The 20,890-nt window shown below is 37.8% G+C and carries 15 protein-coding genes; 5 read left to right on the plus strand and 10 right to left on the minus strand.

The window, feature by feature from the left end; translation table 11 throughout:
• Window positions 1-60: 60 nt before the first annotated feature.
• The gene (locus D1Z92_RS15315) at window positions 61-1,242 is read right to left on the minus strand and encodes a copper amine oxidase N-terminal domain-containing protein (RefSeq protein ID WP_128896551.1); all 1,182 of its coding nucleotides are present in this window, start codon (window positions 1,240-1,242) and stop codon (window positions 61-63) included.
• A gap of 173 nt (window positions 1,243-1,415) precedes the next feature.
• Window positions 1,416-2,612 (minus strand): GNAT family N-acetyltransferase, encoded by a 1,197-nt coding sequence (locus D1Z92_RS15320; protein ID WP_128896552.1) that lies wholly within the window; start codon window positions 2,610-2,612, stop codon window positions 1,416-1,418.
• 153 nt (window positions 2,613-2,765) lie between these two features.
• Between D1Z92_RS15320 and D1Z92_RS15325 the strand changes: the two genes are divergently transcribed.
• Both D1Z92_RS15325 and D1Z92_RS15330 read left to right on the plus strand, forming a co-directional pair.
• Window positions 2,766-4,262, plus strand: coding sequence for an amidase (locus tag D1Z92_RS15325; protein ID WP_128896553.1), 1,497 nt, complete (start codon window positions 2,766-2,768; stop codon window positions 4,260-4,262).
• Window positions 4,263-4,379: 117 nt separating this feature from the next.
• A complete protein-coding gene (locus tag D1Z92_RS15330; RefSeq protein ID WP_276318883.1) occupies window positions 4,380-4,586 on the plus strand; it encodes a tautomerase family protein in 207 nt (68 codons plus the stop codon).
• A gap of 58 nt (window positions 4,587-4,644) precedes the next feature.
• Here D1Z92_RS15330 and D1Z92_RS15335 read toward each other — a convergent pair whose 3' ends face one another.
• Window positions 4,645-5,505, minus strand: coding sequence for a helix-turn-helix domain-containing protein (locus tag D1Z92_RS15335; RefSeq protein WP_128896555.1), 861 nt, complete (start codon window positions 5,503-5,505; stop codon window positions 4,645-4,647).
• 390 nt (window positions 5,506-5,895) lie between these two features.
• Here D1Z92_RS15335 and D1Z92_RS15340 point away from each other — a divergent pair, with 390 nt between their 5' ends.
• Entirely contained in the window at window positions 5,896-7,509 is a 1,614-nt protein-coding gene (locus D1Z92_RS15340) for an aromatic amino acid ammonia-lyase (RefSeq protein ID WP_128896556.1), read from the plus strand.
• A 121-nt stretch (window positions 7,510-7,630) separates the two neighbouring features.
• Here the strand turns inward: D1Z92_RS15340 and D1Z92_RS15345 are convergent, their stop codons facing one another.
• The 3 genes from D1Z92_RS15345 to D1Z92_RS15355 all read right to left on the minus strand — a co-directional run bounded on the left by D1Z92_RS15345 (window position 7,631) and on the right by D1Z92_RS15355 (window position 12,386).
• Window positions 7,631-9,235 (minus strand): hypothetical protein, encoded by a 1,605-nt coding sequence (locus D1Z92_RS15345; RefSeq protein WP_128896557.1) that lies wholly within the window; start codon window positions 9,233-9,235, stop codon window positions 7,631-7,633.
• On the minus strand, window positions 9,228-10,115 hold the full coding sequence (locus D1Z92_RS15350) for an ABC transporter ATP-binding protein (RefSeq protein WP_128896558.1): 888 nt from the start codon (window positions 10,113-10,115) through the stop codon (window positions 9,228-9,230). Before D1Z92_RS15350 ends, D1Z92_RS15345 begins: the two co-directional genes overlap by 8 nt.
• Window positions 10,116-10,415: 300 nt before the next feature.
• Window positions 10,416-12,386: a M14 family metallopeptidase gene (locus tag D1Z92_RS15355; protein ID WP_206099768.1), complete on the minus strand. Its 1,971-nt coding sequence runs from the start codon at window positions 12,384-12,386 to the stop codon at window positions 10,416-10,418.
• A gap of 1,041 nt (window positions 12,387-13,427) precedes the next feature.
• Between D1Z92_RS15355 and D1Z92_RS15360 the strand changes: the two genes are divergently transcribed.
• A complete protein-coding gene (locus D1Z92_RS15360) occupies window positions 13,428-15,434 on the plus strand; it encodes an NTTRR-F1 domain (protein ID WP_164931653.1) in 2,007 nt (668 codons plus the stop codon).
• Between the two features lie 154 nt (window positions 15,435-15,588).
• On the opposite strand, the gene D1Z92_RS15365 is transcribed toward D1Z92_RS15360, so the two are convergent.
• The 4 genes from D1Z92_RS15365 to D1Z92_RS15375 form a co-directional block, all read right to left on the minus strand.
• Window positions 15,589-17,085: a coproporphyrinogen III oxidase gene (locus tag D1Z92_RS15365; protein WP_128896560.1), complete on the minus strand. Its 1,497-nt coding sequence runs from the start codon at window positions 17,083-17,085 to the stop codon at window positions 15,589-15,591.
• Between the two features lie 234 nt (window positions 17,086-17,319).
• Window positions 17,320-17,481 (minus strand): hypothetical protein, encoded by a 162-nt coding sequence (locus tag D1Z92_RS17375; protein ID WP_164931654.1) that lies wholly within the window; start codon window positions 17,479-17,481, stop codon window positions 17,320-17,322.
• Between the two features lie 196 nt (window positions 17,482-17,677).
• Window positions 17,678-18,130, minus strand: a complete 453-nt coding sequence (gene dtd / locus D1Z92_RS15370; RefSeq protein ID WP_128896561.1) for a D-aminoacyl-tRNA deacylase — start codon at window positions 18,128-18,130, stop codon at window positions 17,678-17,680.
• Between the two features lie 15 nt (window positions 18,131-18,145).
• Window positions 18,146-20,314, minus strand: coding sequence for a RelA/SpoT family protein (locus tag D1Z92_RS15375; RefSeq protein WP_128896566.1), 2,169 nt, complete (start codon window positions 20,312-20,314; stop codon window positions 18,146-18,148).
• Between the two features lie 217 nt (window positions 20,315-20,531).
• Between D1Z92_RS15375 and D1Z92_RS15380 the strand changes: the two genes are divergently transcribed.
• A complete protein-coding gene (locus tag D1Z92_RS15380) occupies window positions 20,532-20,882 on the plus strand; it encodes a cation:proton antiporter domain-containing protein (RefSeq protein WP_306438822.1) in 351 nt (116 codons plus the stop codon).
• Window positions 20,883-20,890 lie beyond the last annotated feature (8 nt).

Here is a 20,890-nt window from a genome sequence, read left to right on the forward strand (position 1 = left end):
GCTTGTGGATACATTTACTATATGGTTCCTTCATTCGTTTGCTATATGTTTTCTGTACCCTTACTTTATCGCTTCTGTAGTAATCGGTGTAGTAGAAACTATTTTCCATTCATTCTCTTCGTTTTTTTGTAACACAAGGATGGCTTTCGTGCGAGCATCTGTAAACGGCGGTCCGTCTAATTTAGACGTTGTACTTACCGTATATACATAAGCCTCTCCCTCATCTTCATCCACGTACACTAAAACATTTTCTTCTAAGCTATATTTTAAATCATATGTCGCAAACATAAATTTCGCTTGCTGCTCTAACATATCGTATGTGGGAGCTTGCTCATGTATGGTGTCCATGAAAGCCTCAATGTCCTCATCTTCAGACGCTTTCACATTATTCTCTATTACATCCGTTACTTTACGCTTTAATGAAGAACGATACTTTGGAGGATTGGTTACTAATGCTTCTAAGTTTGTAAAGGTGACATCTTTTAATTCTTCATTTACTATTTCCCATGTTCCCTTGTCATTTTGCACAATAAAGTACACTATTTCACTTTTATTATCCAAATAAAAAGCATCATTCGTATTGACATTGTTTATTGTAGTATGAACTACCGCTTCTCCGTCTTTCATTTGAATAAAATCCATATATTCTATTGTGCTATTGATATCATAATGCTTAAATTTTTCCTCTAAAGAAGCAGATAAACTAAAATACAAAGGAGTATAATCTGCAAAATGACGTAGCACTGCTTCTGCATCTTCTTTAGCAAAATCCGCAAAAGTTTGCTCTAGCACTTCTTTTACCTGTGCTTCCATCCATGCCATCTCATTCATTTTTATACTTTGCGTCTCATCATCCCATAACACTTCATATCCTACTAATTCGGCAACCCAGCGCAAAGGTATGTATACATAACCATCTACTAATTTTGGCGACCATAGTAATTCCATTTGCTCGTTATTCCATTGAGCGGTTTGTCGTTCGACCCACATATGAAGCGTGTTTTCCTCATTTGTAGCTGTTACTTTCTGTTCCGTTGCTTCCCATGTTAGTTCGTAATCTAGTGCTTCTAGTAATGTTCTCGCTTGAATAAATGAAGTCCCATTTTCTACGATCGGTGATAATGCAAGATCAAGCTTCTCTTCATTCACAAATATGTTTAGCATTTCCTCTTCAGCCGAAGCTGGCGAACATACCATCAGTGATAAAGATAGTACAATAAATATGGCTGTAATTTTTTTCAATGTTGCTCCTCCTAATATAAAAAATATCTTCCATTGTAACGAAATTTTGGATATCACTCAACTTTTAATATTTTCATATATTTAGTTATATTTTATAAAAGAACAAAAAACGGACATATCGTATGGACATGTCACATTTTTGTTTGAATTTCAAAAAAAAATAGTCTTTTCAATTAAAAAAAGTCGGATAAGTACGTTGTCTGCGATGGAATAACTTGCTTTAATACTTCTATCGTATTTTTTGGTCCTTGTAGTCTATTCGTTTTCGTTAACATATCCACAGTTTGGTAACCCATCATCATAGACGTTAACGACTGGATAGATACCGTTATGATATCTTTTTGTTCAGCAACATCCACCACTTGCTCTATTTGTGCTACACCATTTTCCGAAATATGAATGTCAAATACATGATCATTCCATGATGCAACATCGTCCTCTATTTTTATTGTAATATCGTGTGATTTACCCGTTTTTTCAAATGGATATTGCGTCACAAATTGCTCCACATCCACAATACGAGCCATGAAGTACGGTTTCACTTCTTGTTTGATTCTAGGATTATCGATAAGTTGGGTAAAGTAATCATCGATTGGAGCAGACCACTCTATTTCTTTGACCATAGAATCGTGTTGACATATGTATTTCCATAGTTGCTCACGTGCTTCTTCATCTAAAAAGATCATCTCATCTACGATAAACTTAGACTTTTCTATTTTATATAGGATGTACCCTCTCTGCTCACCTGCATCATTACGATACACCGCCGCATGCAAACCCTTATCCTCCAACACATTGAACTTCCAAATAGGCTCGGGACGAACAAGCATACCGGTGTAATGCTGTATGTATGTTGCATAGATGTTATTCAAACTTGCCCATTCATCCAACGGTTTCATGATTCTTTCCATACTGCCCTTGATCTGCTTGATCTTAGGCAATTCCTGCGTGGACATCCCATACTGTTTGTATTCAATATACGTTTCCCAACCATATCGACGATAAAACGCGAATGAAAAAGGATGCAACATAGAAATAGATTGTTTTTTATTTCTCATTTCTTGCAATCCATGTTGTAATAGCTGTGCTACATATCCTTTACGACGGTACTCTGGCCATGTTGAAACGGAAGCCACTCCTCCCATGGCAAATGCTTTACCCGCTATCATCACTTCAAAGTCCAGCAAGTTCATTTTTGCAGCTAGCTGTTCCTTCTCATCAAATACTCCCCACACCTCTGCAAGCTGTTTCGTTCTCTCCAAATATGTATCTCTTTCCTCTTCTGACATACTAGCAGCTTGAAAAGCATACATACTTAGCTCCAGCGCAGCTTTATATTCATGTGACTCTACTATACGTAATGTAGTCATGACACCCCTCCTTATCTTTTTTTATTTTACTGTAAAAAAGAGAACGTGTATACAAGCATCAATTAAAAAATTAAACAAAAGATTAGCATCAATCGTCAAGAATTTAATCCACATTCTTTTTATAGTAAAAACACACGAGGAGGAGGAATGAAGATGAAATCTATTGTATTTCAATCCGCATTACAAATTGGTGAATCGATACACAGTGGTGCAACAAGTGCTGTAGAAGTAGCGGAAGCGGTATTAAATCATATACAAACACACAACGACAGCGTCAATGCCATTGTTGCCATGAATGAACATGACATACGAGAGGCTGCGAAACAAGCAGATCGTGAAGTGCAAGCTGGTCATATTCGAAGCCCACTGCACGGCGTTCCCATTACGATCAAAGATTCTTATGCCGTCGAAGGTTTAACGACTACGATCGGCTATGAACCACTGAAGCATTACATCCCGAATTTTGATGCCACCATAGTACAAAGACTAAAAGAAGCAGGAGCCATCATTGTCGGCAAAACGAATGTGCCTGCACTCTTAATGGACTTACAAACAAACAACACGATTTTTGGTAGAACAAATAATCCATGGGATGTCACACGCACTTGTGGAGGGAGTAGCGGAGGAGGAGCTGCTGCAGTGGCAGCTGGCTTCAGTTACCTTGACATTGGAAGCGATATCGGAGGGTCGTTACGCATCCCAGCTCATTACTGCGGCGTATATAGTTTAAGAGCCACAGAGCACGCGATATCATCTTTTGGACATATGCCGGGCTTAGATACTAATGCGAAGTACAGATCTTCCCGTCATTTAGCTTCATACGGACCACTAACGCGCAGTATCGATGACTTAATAGCTGCCTATGCTATTATCGCTGGATATGATGGAAAAGATATACGTGTTCCACGCGTGAACGTAAAGGATACGAAAATAGAAATAAAACAAGAAGTAAGGCAAAAAGCAAAAGCGCTCAACATCGCATGGATGGATGCTCTACCGGGAGTACCTGTCAGCCAAGAAACGAAAGATAGCATTCACACCTGGATTCACAAATTAAAAGCCAAAGGAGTGAAGACGACCAAACTAAGTCAATTTCCTGTAGATACAGAACAAGTTTGGGAAACGTGGGGAAAGATGATCAGCGCAGAACTGTATAGTGAAACACCCGCCTTGGCGAGATTTTTAAAGCATATACTTACAAAAAAGAAACAAAAACAAGTACCAACATTAAGAGGAACGTTTCCCTTAACATTCAAAAATTATATGGTAGCTTGGACCAAAAGAGAAGATCTCATTACAGCATTCGATACATTTATCGCAGATTACGATATGCTCATCTTACCCGTAAGTTCGACCGTTGCATTTCCACATATGAAGATGGATAAAATCATTGGCGGCCAACCGATGTATACTAAAGACATCTACATTGATGAGCAACCAGTAAATTATTGGCAAGCCACAACTGCACATGCAAATTTATTTAACGTACTCCAAAACCCAGTTCTCACCATGCCCATACAGTTAACGAAAGCAGGATTGCCCTTAGGTATACAATGCGTGGGAAGAAAGTGGAGTGATATGGAACTTTTGCAAAAAGCAAAGGAGCTAAAGCAATTAGTAAATTTCGAGTTACCACAATGCCCGATATAAAACATTATCTTTTTTTCTCATATTGCAGGATAAAGCATGGGCAGCTAGAATGAAATGGTATAGCAAGATAGAGTATATAGAAAACAAAACACAATTGCTATATCTGTTTCAGAGAGGATGAGTCTAGTGCCCTATATCCATTTGCAAATCACGAAAGGCGCATCACGCGCACAGAAAGAAAAAGTGGTGCAGGAATTTACAACCACATTAGTGAATGTGTTAGGTAAACATCCAGAACATATTCATATCGTTATTGATGAAGTAGAAGAAGAAAACTGGGGATTTGCTGGCATGTTAACAGACGACTACCGCAAACAAAACTAGACATGCTTGAAACCGTGCAGCACGCTATAGAAGTCTTACCATATCTCTTACAATGATATTACTTTGATTGAACTGGGATGAGCAACTGTATCACATCATGACTTCCTTTATGCTCAGACCAGTTCGGCCCATAAACTTCTATATTGTAAGTATGGTTAAGTATATAGTTAGAAGACGGTATGAAGGCGCCATATATGTATGGATAAGAATGTAAGATATCAGCTACGGAACCACGATGATAAAACACAACATACTTTGATCCAGGAACAGTAACGGAAGACAGCGTATCATTTGCTCTTGTCTGTAAAGGTTGGCTTACTCCTGCTGTATATTCAAATTCGAGCTCTAGCTTAAATTCATTCGGATATTGAATGATTCCATAACGAGGCAGCGTCTCACTGTCTTTTTCAACTTTCATTCTATCCCCAAATTGCTTCCAGCACTGTCTAATATCACTTTGATCTTTAGATTGTACCGTCATCCCCCACACTTCTTTTTGCTCCATGTACACTTCGTCTACTTTATCTAGTAAATGGTGTTGTTTGTTATACAAGTAAGATAATTGTATAGGATACTTGGTAAAGTATTTAGACAAACTTCCGCTTTTTCGAAATGAAGAAGGACTTTTGTGGAAATTTCTTTGAAATGCCCGTGTAAACACTTCATGAGATTGAAATCCTGTGTCCATAGCAATAGAAACCACACTCTTATTACTTTCAAGTAATAATGTTGCTGCCTCTGTAAGACGGCGATTCATCATATAGTGACCTATCGTCTCGCCCGTCACCGCATAAAACAATCTTTGAAAATGATACTTCGAATAACCGCTATATTGACAAATATCATCCACAGATAATTGCTCATCTAAATGTTGCTCTATATAATCTATCACTTCTTGCATCAATTCAATATATTCCATTGACTCACCACTATCTCAAAAAAATGTACATCCTATCATGCTATTATGCTCATCTTATCACATCTACCTTATCACAGCATAAAGGGTATGATTGTAATTTCTCCATCTTATGTTTAGCGGTAATAAGTTGTTGAACAAGTTCATCCAACTTATATATAAGATGCAGAAAAATTTAAAATATAAGTTTACGCCTCAGTTGCCAGGCGTAAAGGTTATCATATTGATATTTCTCCATCTTATGTTTAGCGGTAATAAGTTGTTGAACAAGTTCATCCAACTTATATATTGTATACAATTAAATAACATAAAATGTTTATGATATAATAACGTATAAATGACATGATTTTACTTTATTTACGTCATCAATACGTAGTGAGAGGGAGATGTGTAATGAGCAAAATGACAGAAAAAGAAATAAACACCATTATGCTAGATGGTAATGATTTGACGATTGAAGACATAACAAAAATAGCAAGATGTGATGATATGCAAAACGAATACAAGATTGCGGATACAGCCTTAGAACGCATCCATAAAAGTAACATGGTGAAACAAGACATTATACATAAACAACTTCCTATTTACGGTGTTTCTACTGGCTTTGGAGACAGTGCGTTCAGACAAATCTCACCTGAAAAAACATTACAATTACAAAAAAATTTGATTCAATTCCTGTCGTGTGGGATAGGTCCGGTTGCACACCGTGATGTGGCACGTGCCACGATGATTATTCGTGCAAATTGTTTAATTAAAGGTAACTCCGCTGTAAGTATGGAAGTGATTGAGCAAATTTTGACGTTATTAGAACGTGATATTACCCCTATTATTCCTGAAAAAGGGTCGGTAGGTGCAAGTGGTGATTTAGTTCCTTTAAGCTATTTGGCATCTATTTTAATTGGAGAAGGAAAAGTCAATATTCGGGGAGAAGAACGGAGTACAAAAGACGTCTTTGCAGAAGAGAAAATACAACCTATCGTATTAGAAGCTAAAGATGGTTTAGCTTTAGTAAACGGAACATCGTTCATGTCCGCATTTGCTTGTCTCGCCCACAGTGATGCAAAACAACTAGCAGCTATTGCTGATATTTGTACAGCTTTAACTTCTGAATCATTACTCGGCAATAGAGGACACTTTTACCCTTTCATTCATGAACAAAAACCACACCCAGGACAACAAAAAAGTGCCGCCCTTATCTATTCCCTATTACAACATTCACAACTCTCGAAAGAATACTCGCAAATTCTTCAAGACAATGAAAAAATAGATTCGCGTTCCTTCGTAGAATTAAAACAAAGCATACAAGATCGGTATTCCGTTCGCTGTGCCCCTCACATTACAGGCGTTCTATACGATACGTTAGATTGGACTTCACAATGGCTTGAAATCGAAGTCAACTCTACCAATGACAATCCTATCTTTGATACGGAAACGAATGAAGTGTACAACGGAGGCAATTTTTATGGTGGACACGTCGTTCAAGCGATGGACGCACTGAAAGTCGCTGTTGCTAATATTGCAGATCTACTCGATCGCCAATTACAACTCATCGTAGATGAAAAGTTTAATAACGACTTGACGGCTAACTTAATTCCCGTATTCCATGAAAGTGACTATGAAAATGGATTACACCATGGTTTTAAAGGGATGCAAATCGCCTGTTCCGCATTGACTGCCGAAGCGCTTAAATTTAGTAGCCCTGCTAGTATATTTTCACGCTCCACTGAATCTCATAACCAAGACAAAGTAAGCATGGGGACGATTGCTGCTCGGGATGCGAGAACGATTGTTGAATTAACCCAAAACGTAGCAGCCATTCACCTCATCGCCCTATGCCAAGCTTTAGACTTACGCGGTATAGATAAAATGTCACCAAATACGTTAAAAATGTATCAACTCGTCAGAGATAAAGTTCCTTTCGTCGATCGGGATCGTGCATTAGAACAAGATATTCAATCTATCGTTGCTCTTATCCGGTCTGGGGAATGGAATAAGCACTTGCCATAATGTTCATGTATAGTTGACTATTATATTTTATTCCTTCTCGTCTCTAATAACATGAGTGCATAAGATGAACTAACTTTGGAAAAAGTTTAGTTCATCTTTTAAATCAAACTTGTGCGAAACTTTACGATGAAACAGACATAGCTACACGTGAACCTATTCCCTTTCTCATGGGCAATACTGTGAGCAACAATAATGCAATACTAGCAGCTCCATACCACATTGCGGATGACATGGTTCCTCCAATAAAATCTAGAAACATCATCCCCGAATAAGGCCCCATATACCACCAAATCGCATAGATGACTTCAAACGGTTTTCTACTTTTACTCATTCTATTCAGCCAAAAAGCGAACGTTGGAATAAACACACTTCCTATCAACCATATTGCAATAGCGGTCACGTCATTTGTTAAAAACAACTTTATACATACGCCAGTAGACATGACTAAACTAATAAAAATACCCGCTACCCATGCTATAATGTGCATACTAAAAGGAGAACAACTTGATGTTAACATTTGATGCGTTCGATATACATGCTCTTTTATGCCAATTTGGGACCAGAATCTAATCGGCCAGATCATAACAAAAGGCCATACATATACTGCTGCTTCTATCGGCAAAAATACACTTAGTGCAATGAGGATAAAAGCGATGATATACCACCATCGTGACATTTCTTTGAGCATCACATGAATTTCGGCAAACAGCATTGCCAACACATTACGCTTTCGATGCTTTACTAGGGTCAACACGATATCATGGGATAACGCACTCTTTTTCCCCTTATGTACGAATGGATTAGAGCTTTCTTTTGTTATACTTTTTGCATGTTGTTTTTTCTCTTTCCCTGTGACAGCAAAACGATTAAAAATGAAAGAAGATAAAAAGATGATGATCATCGCAAAGATAACCCAAGGTAATTTGTAAACCAACATCGTTAAGTTCCAATCTACCCCTTGCCATTCAAACGTTTGTATATTTTCATACGTATAATAACCGATGCTTATATCTTCTAATGCACCTTGTTGATCATAAGCTGGAAAATGTACAGCCGCTTCTTGTACAATATCGGAAACCATCATATTAAATCCTATTAAATCAAACATAGCATGCTCATTAGTAATGGAAAAGGTAAACAACAATGACCATAAGAAAAAATAAATGATATGACCCACAATCCCTTTCAAAAAAGGAACAACATCAAAAAATATCGTGAGTGCTGCAAGTAGAAAATAGGAAGGTACAGAAATAACTAAAATCGGAAAGATAAAATCCCATACATCCAGCACATCACTTTCACCTCGAATGAATTGCATGACCATAAAACTGGCTACAAGTACACACTGAATGATCATAAGCACAACGAAGTTGGACATCGTTTTTGTCAAAATATAACGCAAGTTTCCAATTGGAGATGATGCAATGAACTGTCCCATTCTTACGTTTTCATCAGAAGTAATTTGACCTCGCAACAAATAAAATCCGAATAACCACAATAGTATACTCGACATCAATGTGACCATTGCGCTGAGCCATGCCGAGTTATAAATACCTCTTATCCCCTCACTGCCGATTCTCATTACTTCATAACCAGCCGAGCTTGCTGGCACACTAGCATAGCTGATAAATAACGTTAAACCGATTACAATAAGAAAAGGATAGCTCCTCATCTGCCTGATTGCATTCAAAAGGATAAGTTGCCAAGTAGAAGAAAGGCTACGCATCGCGTCTCCCCTCCTGACTAGAAGAAACATAATACAAATACGCATCTTCCATAGAAGCCGGAATCAGCTCAGCATCTATACTAGGAGCAGTATCTGACACAATGCGCGCATAAATTCCATCACTGCGATGAACAAAACTACTTACCATAAATTGTTGCTGCACTTGCGAAAAATGAGCACTGTCCATTTTCCATTGCCATACTTTTTTATCTACTTGTTTCAATAACGCTTCAGGTGAGGTATTCATTAGTAATGTTCCTTTTGACATCAAAACGATTTGACTCGCTATCGATTCAATGTCGCTTACAATATGCGTAGATAAAATAACGATCACGTCTTTAGATAAACTGGAAAGTAGATTTCGAAAGCGAATGCGTTCTTCGGGATCTAATCCAACGGTAGGTTCATCCACAATGAGCAGAGAAGGATCATTAAGCAAAGCCTGTGCTATCCCCACTCTTTGTTTCATACCACCTGAAAAACTTCCTATTGCCCTTTTACGAACATCACTCAAATTTAATGCTTCCAGCAATGGATGAATGCGTTGTTTTGCTTCCCTCCGATTCAATCCTTTCATTGCTGCCATGTAGTGTAGAAATTCAACTGGATTTAGATTATGATATACGCCAAACTCCTGTGGTAAGTAGCCTAGCACACGTCGGACCACATCAGGTTGTTTAACTATATTATGACCATTCCAATATATGTTTCCGTTTGTTGGTTGTTCTACTGTAGTTAACATACGCATTAATGTTGATTTTCCAGCACCATTAGGACCTAACAACCCTATCACACCGGGAGTTAACTCCATTGCAAGTGAATCAATCGCTGTTTTTGCTCCATATTGTTTACTCACATTGTCTATCGTTAGTTTGGTCATCCTCATTTCTCCTCCCACTAATTCCATAAAATGACTACTATCATTTTAATCATTTTAAAGCGGGTGGAAAACGGGCTTAAGTTATAATAGATGCTAGACAAAAGAAGAGACGTTTCCCTAGACTTTAGTCTTGGAAACGCCTCTATCTCAACACTGTACATATTAACACATTATTGCATACCTCATCCCCACAGCAGACACAGACCACATGAGCAACCCCCGCAAAAACTGTCTCTAGTAAACATTAGATATGGTCTAAATTTAATATGCTAGGTTTAATATGCTTGTGTTTACTGCTTCTTATTCAACAGCGTTCACTGTATCCGGTATTGCCTTTTTGATGATCACATCATCTACGCCTGCTTCTACTAAACTACCACTTCCTCCATCCGCTGCTTCAAATTGTATATGAATCGTTTTCCCAGCGTAGGAGCTTACATCAATAGATTGTTTCAACCATGTGGCCTGAATGTTTGTAGCTGATCCAAACCGTTCAAATACCGTAGCGTTACCATTTTCATCTGCAATACTCACTTTGAAAAAGTCCGCATTACTCGCATTCGAATAATGGGCGAAATAATAAGAAAATTCAAGCGTTAACGCTCCATCAGTCGGCAAAGGAATAGCTGGGGATTTAACTGTAGTTGCACCACCGTCTATATCATTACTCCCAGCGGAAAATCCTGAACTTGCACCCGTTACTAAATCTTGACTACCACTTGTCGTTGTACCTAATTGTTTCGCTCCTGAATAGCTCGTAGCACTAGGATCTGCAATCTCCCAGTTTCCAGTTGATGCTGTGTCCAATCCATCTGGATCTACCACCCATCCACTGTTAGATTCGAAATCATCTTGGAAAATGATCTCACCATCTCCACCGCCGCCATCATCTCCGCAATATTGGCTTCCCTTACCTATAGCATCGTATGGACAAGCTGCGATATCCGTCAAGTAAACAATAGCCTCTCTATTTCGCTCTGTTTCTCTATCAATCACTTCATCAGGTGGGTAAAAGCCAGGATTAGAGCCTTTTGGATACATTTCAAATGTAAATGCAAAAATGTTATGCTCACCGTATGCCCAATCCGTCATATCTCCATCTACGATATATAAGTCACTGGACTGCTCTGGTGTGTATCCGTTACTGCTAGCCATCTCATTTGCCAGTGCCACAAACACGTTGTGATCATCCTGTGTCATATCACCCGGTACATCTGTATACGTATAACCGTAAGGATATAGGATGAGTTCACTATACGTATGGAATGATATTGCAGTCGTGATTTGTTGCTTACCATCTACTACTCTACTATTGATGTAATCTCTTAATGCAGCCGTTTCTGGAGCAGAAAATGGAGACGTACCTCGATACGTATCACTTCCCGTACTTCCACTTGAACCGCCACAGCACCCCCAATTGTAACCATAATTTCGATTTAAATCTGTTCCTATGTTAGAAGAGCCACTGTTAGGCTGCCTATTTTTTCTCCAAAAACTGTAGCTGCCATCTTCCACATCGTACTCCGCTCCATCGGGATTAAGCGAAAATACAATAATAATCTCACGACTATTTACAAGTTCCGTGATTTTGCTATCTGTCCCATAATTATCAGTGAACAACGATAATAAATACAATGCCATCTCTACTGTTAAATGTTCACGAGCGTGATGCATACTAACATAAAGCACCTCTGCTTCATCTTCATCTACCTCAGGATTATCGCTAATTTTAACTGCCCACAACTCTCTACCCTCATACGACTGTCCTATACTGAATTTCTCCACAATATCTGCGTGATCTTGTGCAGCCGCATTAATCTTCTCTACCATTTCTGTATAATTATGATATCCTGAATCCGCAGAAGGAAAATCCAAATCCATCACTAATCCTTCTACGTTAAATGACAATGCCTCAATTTGCTTCACTTCATCAGGCATTGCGAAAACAACAACATAATCTTCTCCAATCTCTTCAATAACTGCACCTGTACTAGCAATCGCACTACGCTGTTCCTTCGTTACGATACCTTCAATCATAAACATACCTGGCGTTTCTTGTATCTCCGATTCTACTTCCGCATCCGTTTCTAGTTCCAATTCTAAATCCACATCCACTTCAACTTCTGATCCAATCTCATTTTCAGTCGTAGTCTCGTCGTGTTCATTCTCTATTCCCTCATCTACTTCCATGTTAATATTAGCTATACCCGCTGTCGTGCTTAATAAAAATATTAAAAAAGCTATGAAACTTACTTTCATGTTCTTCTTCATTACATCACTCCCTTTCATATTTGTAAAAACTTGAAACTTTCATTTCTGGTATAAACCTTTCTCCCTCCTTTTTGATGTGGATAATAAATAAAACAACATAATCAAAAACAGTTCAGGCAACGAAGGATTGTTTTACAGTACATCATTTTGTTTTACACCATATTATTTATCTAACTATTTAGAATATTTTAGTTGCAAACTGTTTTTTTTAGTATAATACATTAAAATATTTACTTTCAATACAAATATATGTATTTTTATGATTTTTTTGATATTTTTATATATTGTTTTTCATTGCGAAAAGTCACTGTGAAATGAAATAAATAAAAAGATATAAGATACAGAAATAATGAGAGATAGTTTACGCCTCAGTTGCCAGACGTAAAGGTTATGATATGTAATTTCTGTATCTTATGTTTAGCGGTAATAAGTTGTTGAACAAGTTCATTCAACAACTTAGATATAAGATGCAGAAATAATAAAAATATAAGTTTACGCCTCAGTTGCCAGACGTAAAGGTTATGATATGTAATTTCTGCATCTTATGTTTAACGGTAATAAGTTGTTGAACAAGTTCATTCAACAACTTAGATATAAGATACAGAAATAATAAAAATATAAGTTTACGCCTCAGTTGCCAGACGTAAAGGTTATGATATTGTAATTTCTGCATCTTATGTTTAGCGGTAATAAGTTGTTGAACAAGTTCATTCAACAACTTATTTATACAAGAAAAAAGCCTACAGCCACGCTGCAGACGGATCAAAATTTATATCAAATTAAAAGGGGGTCATATGGTTATTATAGGAGTGTTTTGTTATCGGAACATGAAAAAAACATTACAAACATATTACATTTATGTAAGCGCTTTAATTATGTGTGAATACATATATCTTATCCACACGTTACTATTGCCATCACTATCTCAATGAGGCTTGAAAAATGTACGCCCCCACTAAGACCAAATTGATGCATGTACCTATAGCAATTCTATCCTTCTCCTATTATAAATAAGTTAGAACTAAAAATGAGGTGGATAACTTGTCTAGTAAAAATTTAATTCAAAACGGAAATTTTTCCAATGAGCTAGCATATTGGAAGTCCATTAATAGCACTGTTGTTCCATCCCCTAGCGATCCCAGTGCTCATTGTGCTCAATTGGCCGGTACAGTAAACTCGTATATTTATCAAGAATTCGCTATTCAACCTGATGAAAGCTATTCCATTCAACTGATGATTGCCAAACAAGGAGCCGGTATGGGGCCAAACGTGCTTATCCAATTACAGTGGATTCAAGATCATTTGGTTTTAGAAACTGGTATGAGTGACCTTATCCCTATCAATGTATTACCTAATGGAGAACTACAACCTTTCCTGTTTATCAATACAGATGCTACTTTATCTCCAAAGAAAGCGAACAAAGCTCGACTACTTATTAACAAATTACCTTTGTCGAATACCATGCCAGTGCTGATTAGTAATGTGGAAGTTGCAACACAGTGCAGCTTGAACGAATTGGAATGCGGTAGTGACTGCACGATTGGGCCACTATCTCCATTGCAGCGTAGACAAGAGGCATTTAAAGTTCGAACAGATGCAGCACTTTTTGAAAAAAATAAACCTGTTCCAAATCATCCTTGTAACCATGATGAACAAAGATTTGCTAATAAAATTGCCAGCTTTTCGAAAGCACTTCCACATAACCAGCTTGGTGAGGTTGATTTATCTGCTTACAATCAATTGACGCAAGCATTAACGACTGGAAATACAGCATTATTCGAACAGCTGAAGTTAGGTGGTACCGTAAAACTTGTCAATCCACAAGCTTCCTACGCTTATCAATTAGTCGGCCCAGATATGCAACAAGTCGCCATGCCCGCTGCACCTGAATTTAGCAGTGCGTGGCAAGCAAGTGAAACAGCTGAGGTGTATTGGCAAGCACTTGCTCGTGACGTGAATTTTTCTCAATATCATGTCAATCCTATTACGAATGAAGCAGCAGCAGATCTTTCAACTTTCTCTGATTTCAGAGGCCCTAAAGAAAACGGGAAAGTAACTACGAATACACTTTTCCGCGGTAGTACCCCTGGTGACTTAAAAGGACCTTACATTTCACAATTTTTATTTCAAGACATCCCGATGGGGTCTGCTACTTTTGAACAACGTTACCGAACGACACTCCCAGGAACAAATTTCTTAACAGACTACAAGGAATGGCTAAATGTACAAAATGGTGAGCCTCCTTCCTTTCCTGAACAATTTGATCCCACTCCTCGTTATATTCGCAACGGTCGTGACTTAGCCAACTACGTTCATATCGATTACCCTTTCCAAGAATATGTTAATGCCTGCTTATTATTATTATCCTACGGCTCCAATGCGCTTGATCCAGCGGACCCTTATATTGATTCCAAAACACAATACGGGTTTGTTACATTTGGAGCTGCGCATTATCTTGACTTTGCAGCAAGAGCATCCAGAGTAGGGCTCATACAAGCTTGGTTCCAAAAATGGAGAGTTCACAGACGTTTGCGTCCGGAAGCATTTGGTGGTGCGGTACAAAATAAATTGACTGGTGCTGCAAATTACCCTATTAACGAGGAATTATTGAATTCACCAGTATTGAAAAAGATTTTCAATATGTACTACACGTATTTACTTCCAACATCCTACCCAGAAGGTTCACCTACTCATCCATCTTACCCAGCAGGTCATGCTACCAATGTAGGAGCAGGAGCAACGATTTTAAAAGCATTATTTAACGAATATTTTATTATCCCTAACCCTGTCGTTCCTACCCCTGACGGACTCTATTTGGTACCATATGAAGGCCCTCCTCTTACCGTAGGTGGGGAATTAGATAAACTTGCTTACAATGTAGCAATAGGTAGGGATTTCGCAGGGATTCATTATCGTTCAGATGCGGAAGGGTTAGAAATTGGAGAAGAAGCTGCTATTGGCATCTTGCAAGATTACCGAGAAACGTATAATGAAGGATTTGAAGGGTTTAAACTTACTAAGTTCGACGGCACAACCATAACGATCTAACAGTATGAAATATAATATTACTATGGATGGTCATTTGATTATAAAATCAATACAAAAAGATGAAAAAAATGACATCTTGCCCACCGTACATTTTTTTCATCTTTATTTTATTTATGTTTAGCTTTTAACTTATTGGACTGCTGTATACAACATATTAATCCAAAAATAGTTGCTTTAAATATTCTATTTTCTTAGCTGTGTAATGCTCGTAATCTTCATTATATTTCTTCGGTTCTTTTGGATTAGCAAAACGAGAGATGTTGCCTGTTTTAGGATGAACCCACTTACTACTAGCTCCACATCCTAATCCAATAATACTCTGCATCTCTTCCATAATCATAATGTTATATAAACTTTCTTTCCCCGGTTTAGCATAGCCAACATTCTCTAAGTTACCCAATATATTTTTCTGACGATATAAGTAATACGGCACATAGCCTTGTGTTTCGCTCCATTGGCTACCTTCACGCATCATCTGCTGTATTTCTTCCCGCTCCGCCACTTTGTATTTATCTCTGTTCTTTGTCATTTCAGAAGCTCGTTTGAATGACAACGTATGAACCGTTAACGATTCCGGCATTAGCGCTTCTGTTTGTGCAAGCGTATGTCTCCATTCTGAAATACCTTCACCAGGTAAACCAATAATGAGATCCATATTGATGTTTTCCATGCCCATCTGTTTGGCCAAATGATATTTATCTATCGTTTCCTGCACCGTATGATGACGACCGATAGCTTTTAACGTCTCTTCCGTATAAGACTGCGGATTAATGCTAATTCGATCAATATGATGCTGATGAAACACTTCTATTTTATCTGGTGTAATCGTATCTGGTCTACCTGCTTCGACAGTGATCTCTCTTACATCATCAACATTTGGAAAGGATGCTTCAACTTGATCATATAGCATATCCATTTGTTCAGCCGTAATGCTGGTGGGCGTTCCTCCTCCAAAGTAAATGGTGGTGATAGGAATGTGATGCTTTTTCAAAAAGGCTCCAATATGTTCAATTTCATAGTGCAAGCCAGCTAAAAATGGATCAACCGTTCCTTGTTTTCCTTGAATTGCATAAGCTGGAAAAGTACAATATGCACATTTCGTTGGGCAAAAAGGAATACCAATGTAAATACTAACTTCCTGTTTAAGATCATAAAGATCAGGAACTGCCGTCAACTGCCGCTCTACAATATGTTGCATCAATTTTATTTTCTCATCGTCAATACGATAATACGAAGCTAACGTTTGACTTATTTGTTCATTGTCATATCCTTGCTGTTTCATCACATGGAAAAGCTTCGTTGGGCGAATACCAGTCAACACTCCCCAAGGCTGCTTCATATTACTATATTGTTCCATCACCTGTAAAATAGCACCATTGATGACATGCTTTATTGCTGACTTCCCCTTGCCTGGAGACATATCGCTTTTCTTCCAAGTAAATTCTGCTTGAAATTGCTTCTGATTTGTAGTGTGCAGTGTCGCAGTGCTTCTCCAATCATGCTCCGTTTCAAACGACTGAATATGAAGTTGATTCCTATCATCGTCTGCATGTTCATCAAAAGATACATCCATATCTTCAGCAAACAATTGTAATACATGTTCTACACTTCGGTAATTTTTCTCCTCAATTCCGCAAACATTCATTTTCATCACAAAAAACCCTTTCAACTGTTACGTTAATAGGATTACTTTATCGTCAACCATGATATGAAGAATGACATTATCATCACTCAATAAAGTTTTCCTTGCCTTTCTTACTTTCATAAATTCTATTGCTCGGCTTACTTCTAAATCAATTTTCCTCTGACTTCTGCTACTACTATTGCTCCTATTACTTCTTCAAAGCTTTCTTCAGATTTTTTCCTCAACATCTCATAAAGGATGTTAAGGAAATTTAGGAGCATTTATTTTTGCTTCAAACCATACGTGACTGTCCCTTACACCATGCATAGGTGTGTCTTCAGTAAATTGTAATGATTCATGTATATTGGCTGCTAACGGCAAAGGAAATTGGTGCATGGCTTGCATTTTATAAGACTGACGCATTGGAAAACCATCCTATCTATTTTCCATTAGAGTGCCCCCTCTTAAAAAATTTAAGCATGTTTTGTCTTTTTTAATAAGTTGAATGAACTTGTTCAACCAACTTACTAACCATAATCATAAGATGGAGAAATTTCCACATCGCAACCTTTACGCTTGGCTACTGAGGCGTAAACTTGTTTCTCATTATTTCTTCAACTTATTTAGTATCTAACTTACTGTCCAAAATGAGTGTAACAGGTCCATCATTTATGAAAGCAATATCCATCATCGCTCCAAACACACCCGTTTCCACATGGACACCTCTTTCTCTTAATGCATCATTGAAAGTATCATATAACGATTTCGCCATTTCAGGTTTTGCAGCAGCAGTGAAATTTGGCCTTCTTCCTTTACGAGTATCTCCATAAAGCGTAAATTGGGAGACAGACAAAATATGACCTCCCGTTTGTTTTACAGACACATTCATTTTTCCACTTTCATCTTCAAATACTCTGAGATTGACAATTTTATCTGCTAGATAAGCAATATCCTCTTCATTATCCTCATGGGTAATGCCTACAAGCAATAATAAGCCTTGCTGTATTTGACCAACGACTTGTCCATCGACGGTAACCGAACCTTCCTTACAGCGCTGTAAAACAACTTTCATATCCACCGCTCCTGTTTATGATTGCATAATTCGCTGTACACAATATACATCTTGCAGTCTTTTTATTTTATCTACTACGGATTGCAGATGATCACGATGACGTATGAGAATGGTCATGTGAATTTCAACCATTTTATTTTTCGTTGATTTACCAGATACAGCAGAAATAAACGTTTTCGATTCCGATACTGCCTGCATCACATCATTCAATAATCCTCTTCGGTCATAACCGGTTATTTCAATCATCACAGAGTAATTTGCTTCCACTTGGGAAACCCACTCTACAGCAATCAAACGATGTTGTTCATCACTTTCTTCCAATGGGATATTATTGCAATCACTGCGGTGTACAGAAACCCCTCTGCCTTTAGTGATATACCCTACGATTTCATCTCCAGGAACCGGATTACAACAACGTGCGAAACGAATAAGTAAATTTTCTACTCCTTTTACCCTGACACCTTGAGTAGAGTGTCCCTTTTTCTTTGCATCAGGTCTCGTTTCGTTGATCTCGTTCGTTAGTTGGCTTTCTTCCAATTCTTTACGGAGTTTTTCTGTCAACTTCATGCTAACTTGAGTTGCGGTCACCCCGCCCGTTCCGACAGCAGAAAGTAAGTCCGGAATATCTTGAAAATTAAATTTTTCAGCTGCTTCCATCAAGTGATCGTCATCTAGTACTAAAACGGGTTCAAATCCTAGCTTTCTCACACTTCGTTCTACTTCTTCTTTCCCTTTCGCAATGTTTTCTTGCTTCTTCTCTCTTTTAAACCATTGCTTTATTTTCGATCTAGCCTGTGATGATTGCGCAATATTCACCCAGTCTTGACTTGGACCATAGGAATGCTTCGAAGTCATAATTTCAACGATATCCCCAGTGACTAGTGCATGATCCAGAGGAACAATCCTACCATTAACTTTCGCACCTATAGTACGATTCCCGACTTCTGTATGAATTCTATACGAAAAATCAATAGGAACTGAACCTGCAGGCAATTCAATAACCTCGCCTTTAGGGGTGAATACGAACACTTCATCTGAAAAGAAATCCATCTTTAATGATTCAATAAATTCAGCTGCGTCTGTTGTTTCTTTTTGTAATTCCATTATTTCTCGAAAAAAACGAATACCGTCCATTGTATCTGTAGCTATCGCTTTACCTTGTTTATACGCCCAGTGTGCAGCTACACCATATTCACTCGTTCTGTGCATTTCCATCGTACGTATTTGCACTTCCAAAGGCTCACCATTTGGACCAATCACTGTCGTATGCAAGGACTGATACATGTTCGTTTTAGGCATAGCAATGTAATCTTTAAACCTTCTAGGCATGGGTTTCCATAACGTATGAATAATACCAAGCGATGCATAACAATCTTTAATATTATCCACGATGACGCGGATAGCTAACAAATCATAAATTTCATTAATCTGTTTGTTTTGCATTTGCATTTTACGATAAATGCTATAAATATGTTTTGGGCGACCAGATATATCTGCTTTTAAGCCCATTGCATCTAATTTTTCTTTGATGTTTCCCATCACATCTTCAATATATTGTTCACGTTCGATCCGTTTATTTTTCATCAAATTAGCTATACGATAATATTGTTGAGGATTGAGGAAACGTAGTGCGATATCTTCCATTTCCCATTTTATTGCTGAGATCCCTAACCGATGTGCAATAGGACAGAAAATTTCTAATGTCTCACGAGCAATGCGTCGCTGACTTTCTTCTTTTTGAAATTTCAACGTGCGCATGTTGTGCAATCTATCTGCAAGCTTTATTAATATGACACGAATATCATTCGCCATAGCAACAAACATTTTACGATAATTTTCATTTTGATGTTCTTCTTTAGATTTATATCTAATTTTCTCTAATTTCGTTACACCATCAACTAATTTAGAGCACGTTTCTCCAAACTGCTCTGTTATCATTTCTAATGTTATTTCTGTATCTTCGACGACATCATGAAGCAATGCAGCAACAATAGTCGTAACATCCATCTGCATATTCATGATGATTTCAGAAACTGCAAGTGGATGTTGAATGTATGGCTCACCGGACTTTCGCACTTGTCCTTGATGGGCTTTTTCGGCAAAATCATATGCTTCACGAATCAGTTCCAACTCTTCTTCATTCAAGTATGAGCCTGCCTTGTTCAATACTTCTTCTATGCCCATGATTCTACCCTTTCTAATTTGATTTTCTCTCATTATGCCTTCGATTAAGCCAAACGTCAACTATTTGCATGATAAATTTCTACATATAATCGACAGCATTTGAGAAAGGAAAAATCTGTACAATAAAAATGATGCTTCACCAGCATTTACAGCTGTCAGATCTATCACTTTATTCCGTATAAAAAGGATAATTTTTACATTTATTATTGTTCCATTTTTGAAACAGCAAGTAGTTTTTGGAAATTACGGTTCTAGGATCGCCATGAGCCCGACCACCAAACTAAATACAAAAACATTTTGGGAAGTGTTAGCTTTAATTGCAAACTCTTTAGTATTTCTAATGGTCGGATTAGAAATTGCCAGAATTGATTTGACTGGAAAATGGATGATGATTCTTTTTGCCATTGTCATTGTGCTAGTAGGTAGAAGTGTTGCCGTCTACAGTAGTTTGGCATTCGTCAAAAATCTTCCTACGTCTTGGAAGCATATTTTTAATTGGGGTGGAGTGAACTACACGCCACTTAACACCCTTACGGGTCGTTTGAAGTGGATGCTTCTTGGGAAGTAGATACTTTT

The sequence above is a fragment of the Longirhabdus pacifica genome (genome assembly GCF_004115085.1).
Lineage (GTDB): Bacteria > Bacillota > Bacilli > Paenibacillales > DSM-105158 > Longirhabdus > Longirhabdus pacifica.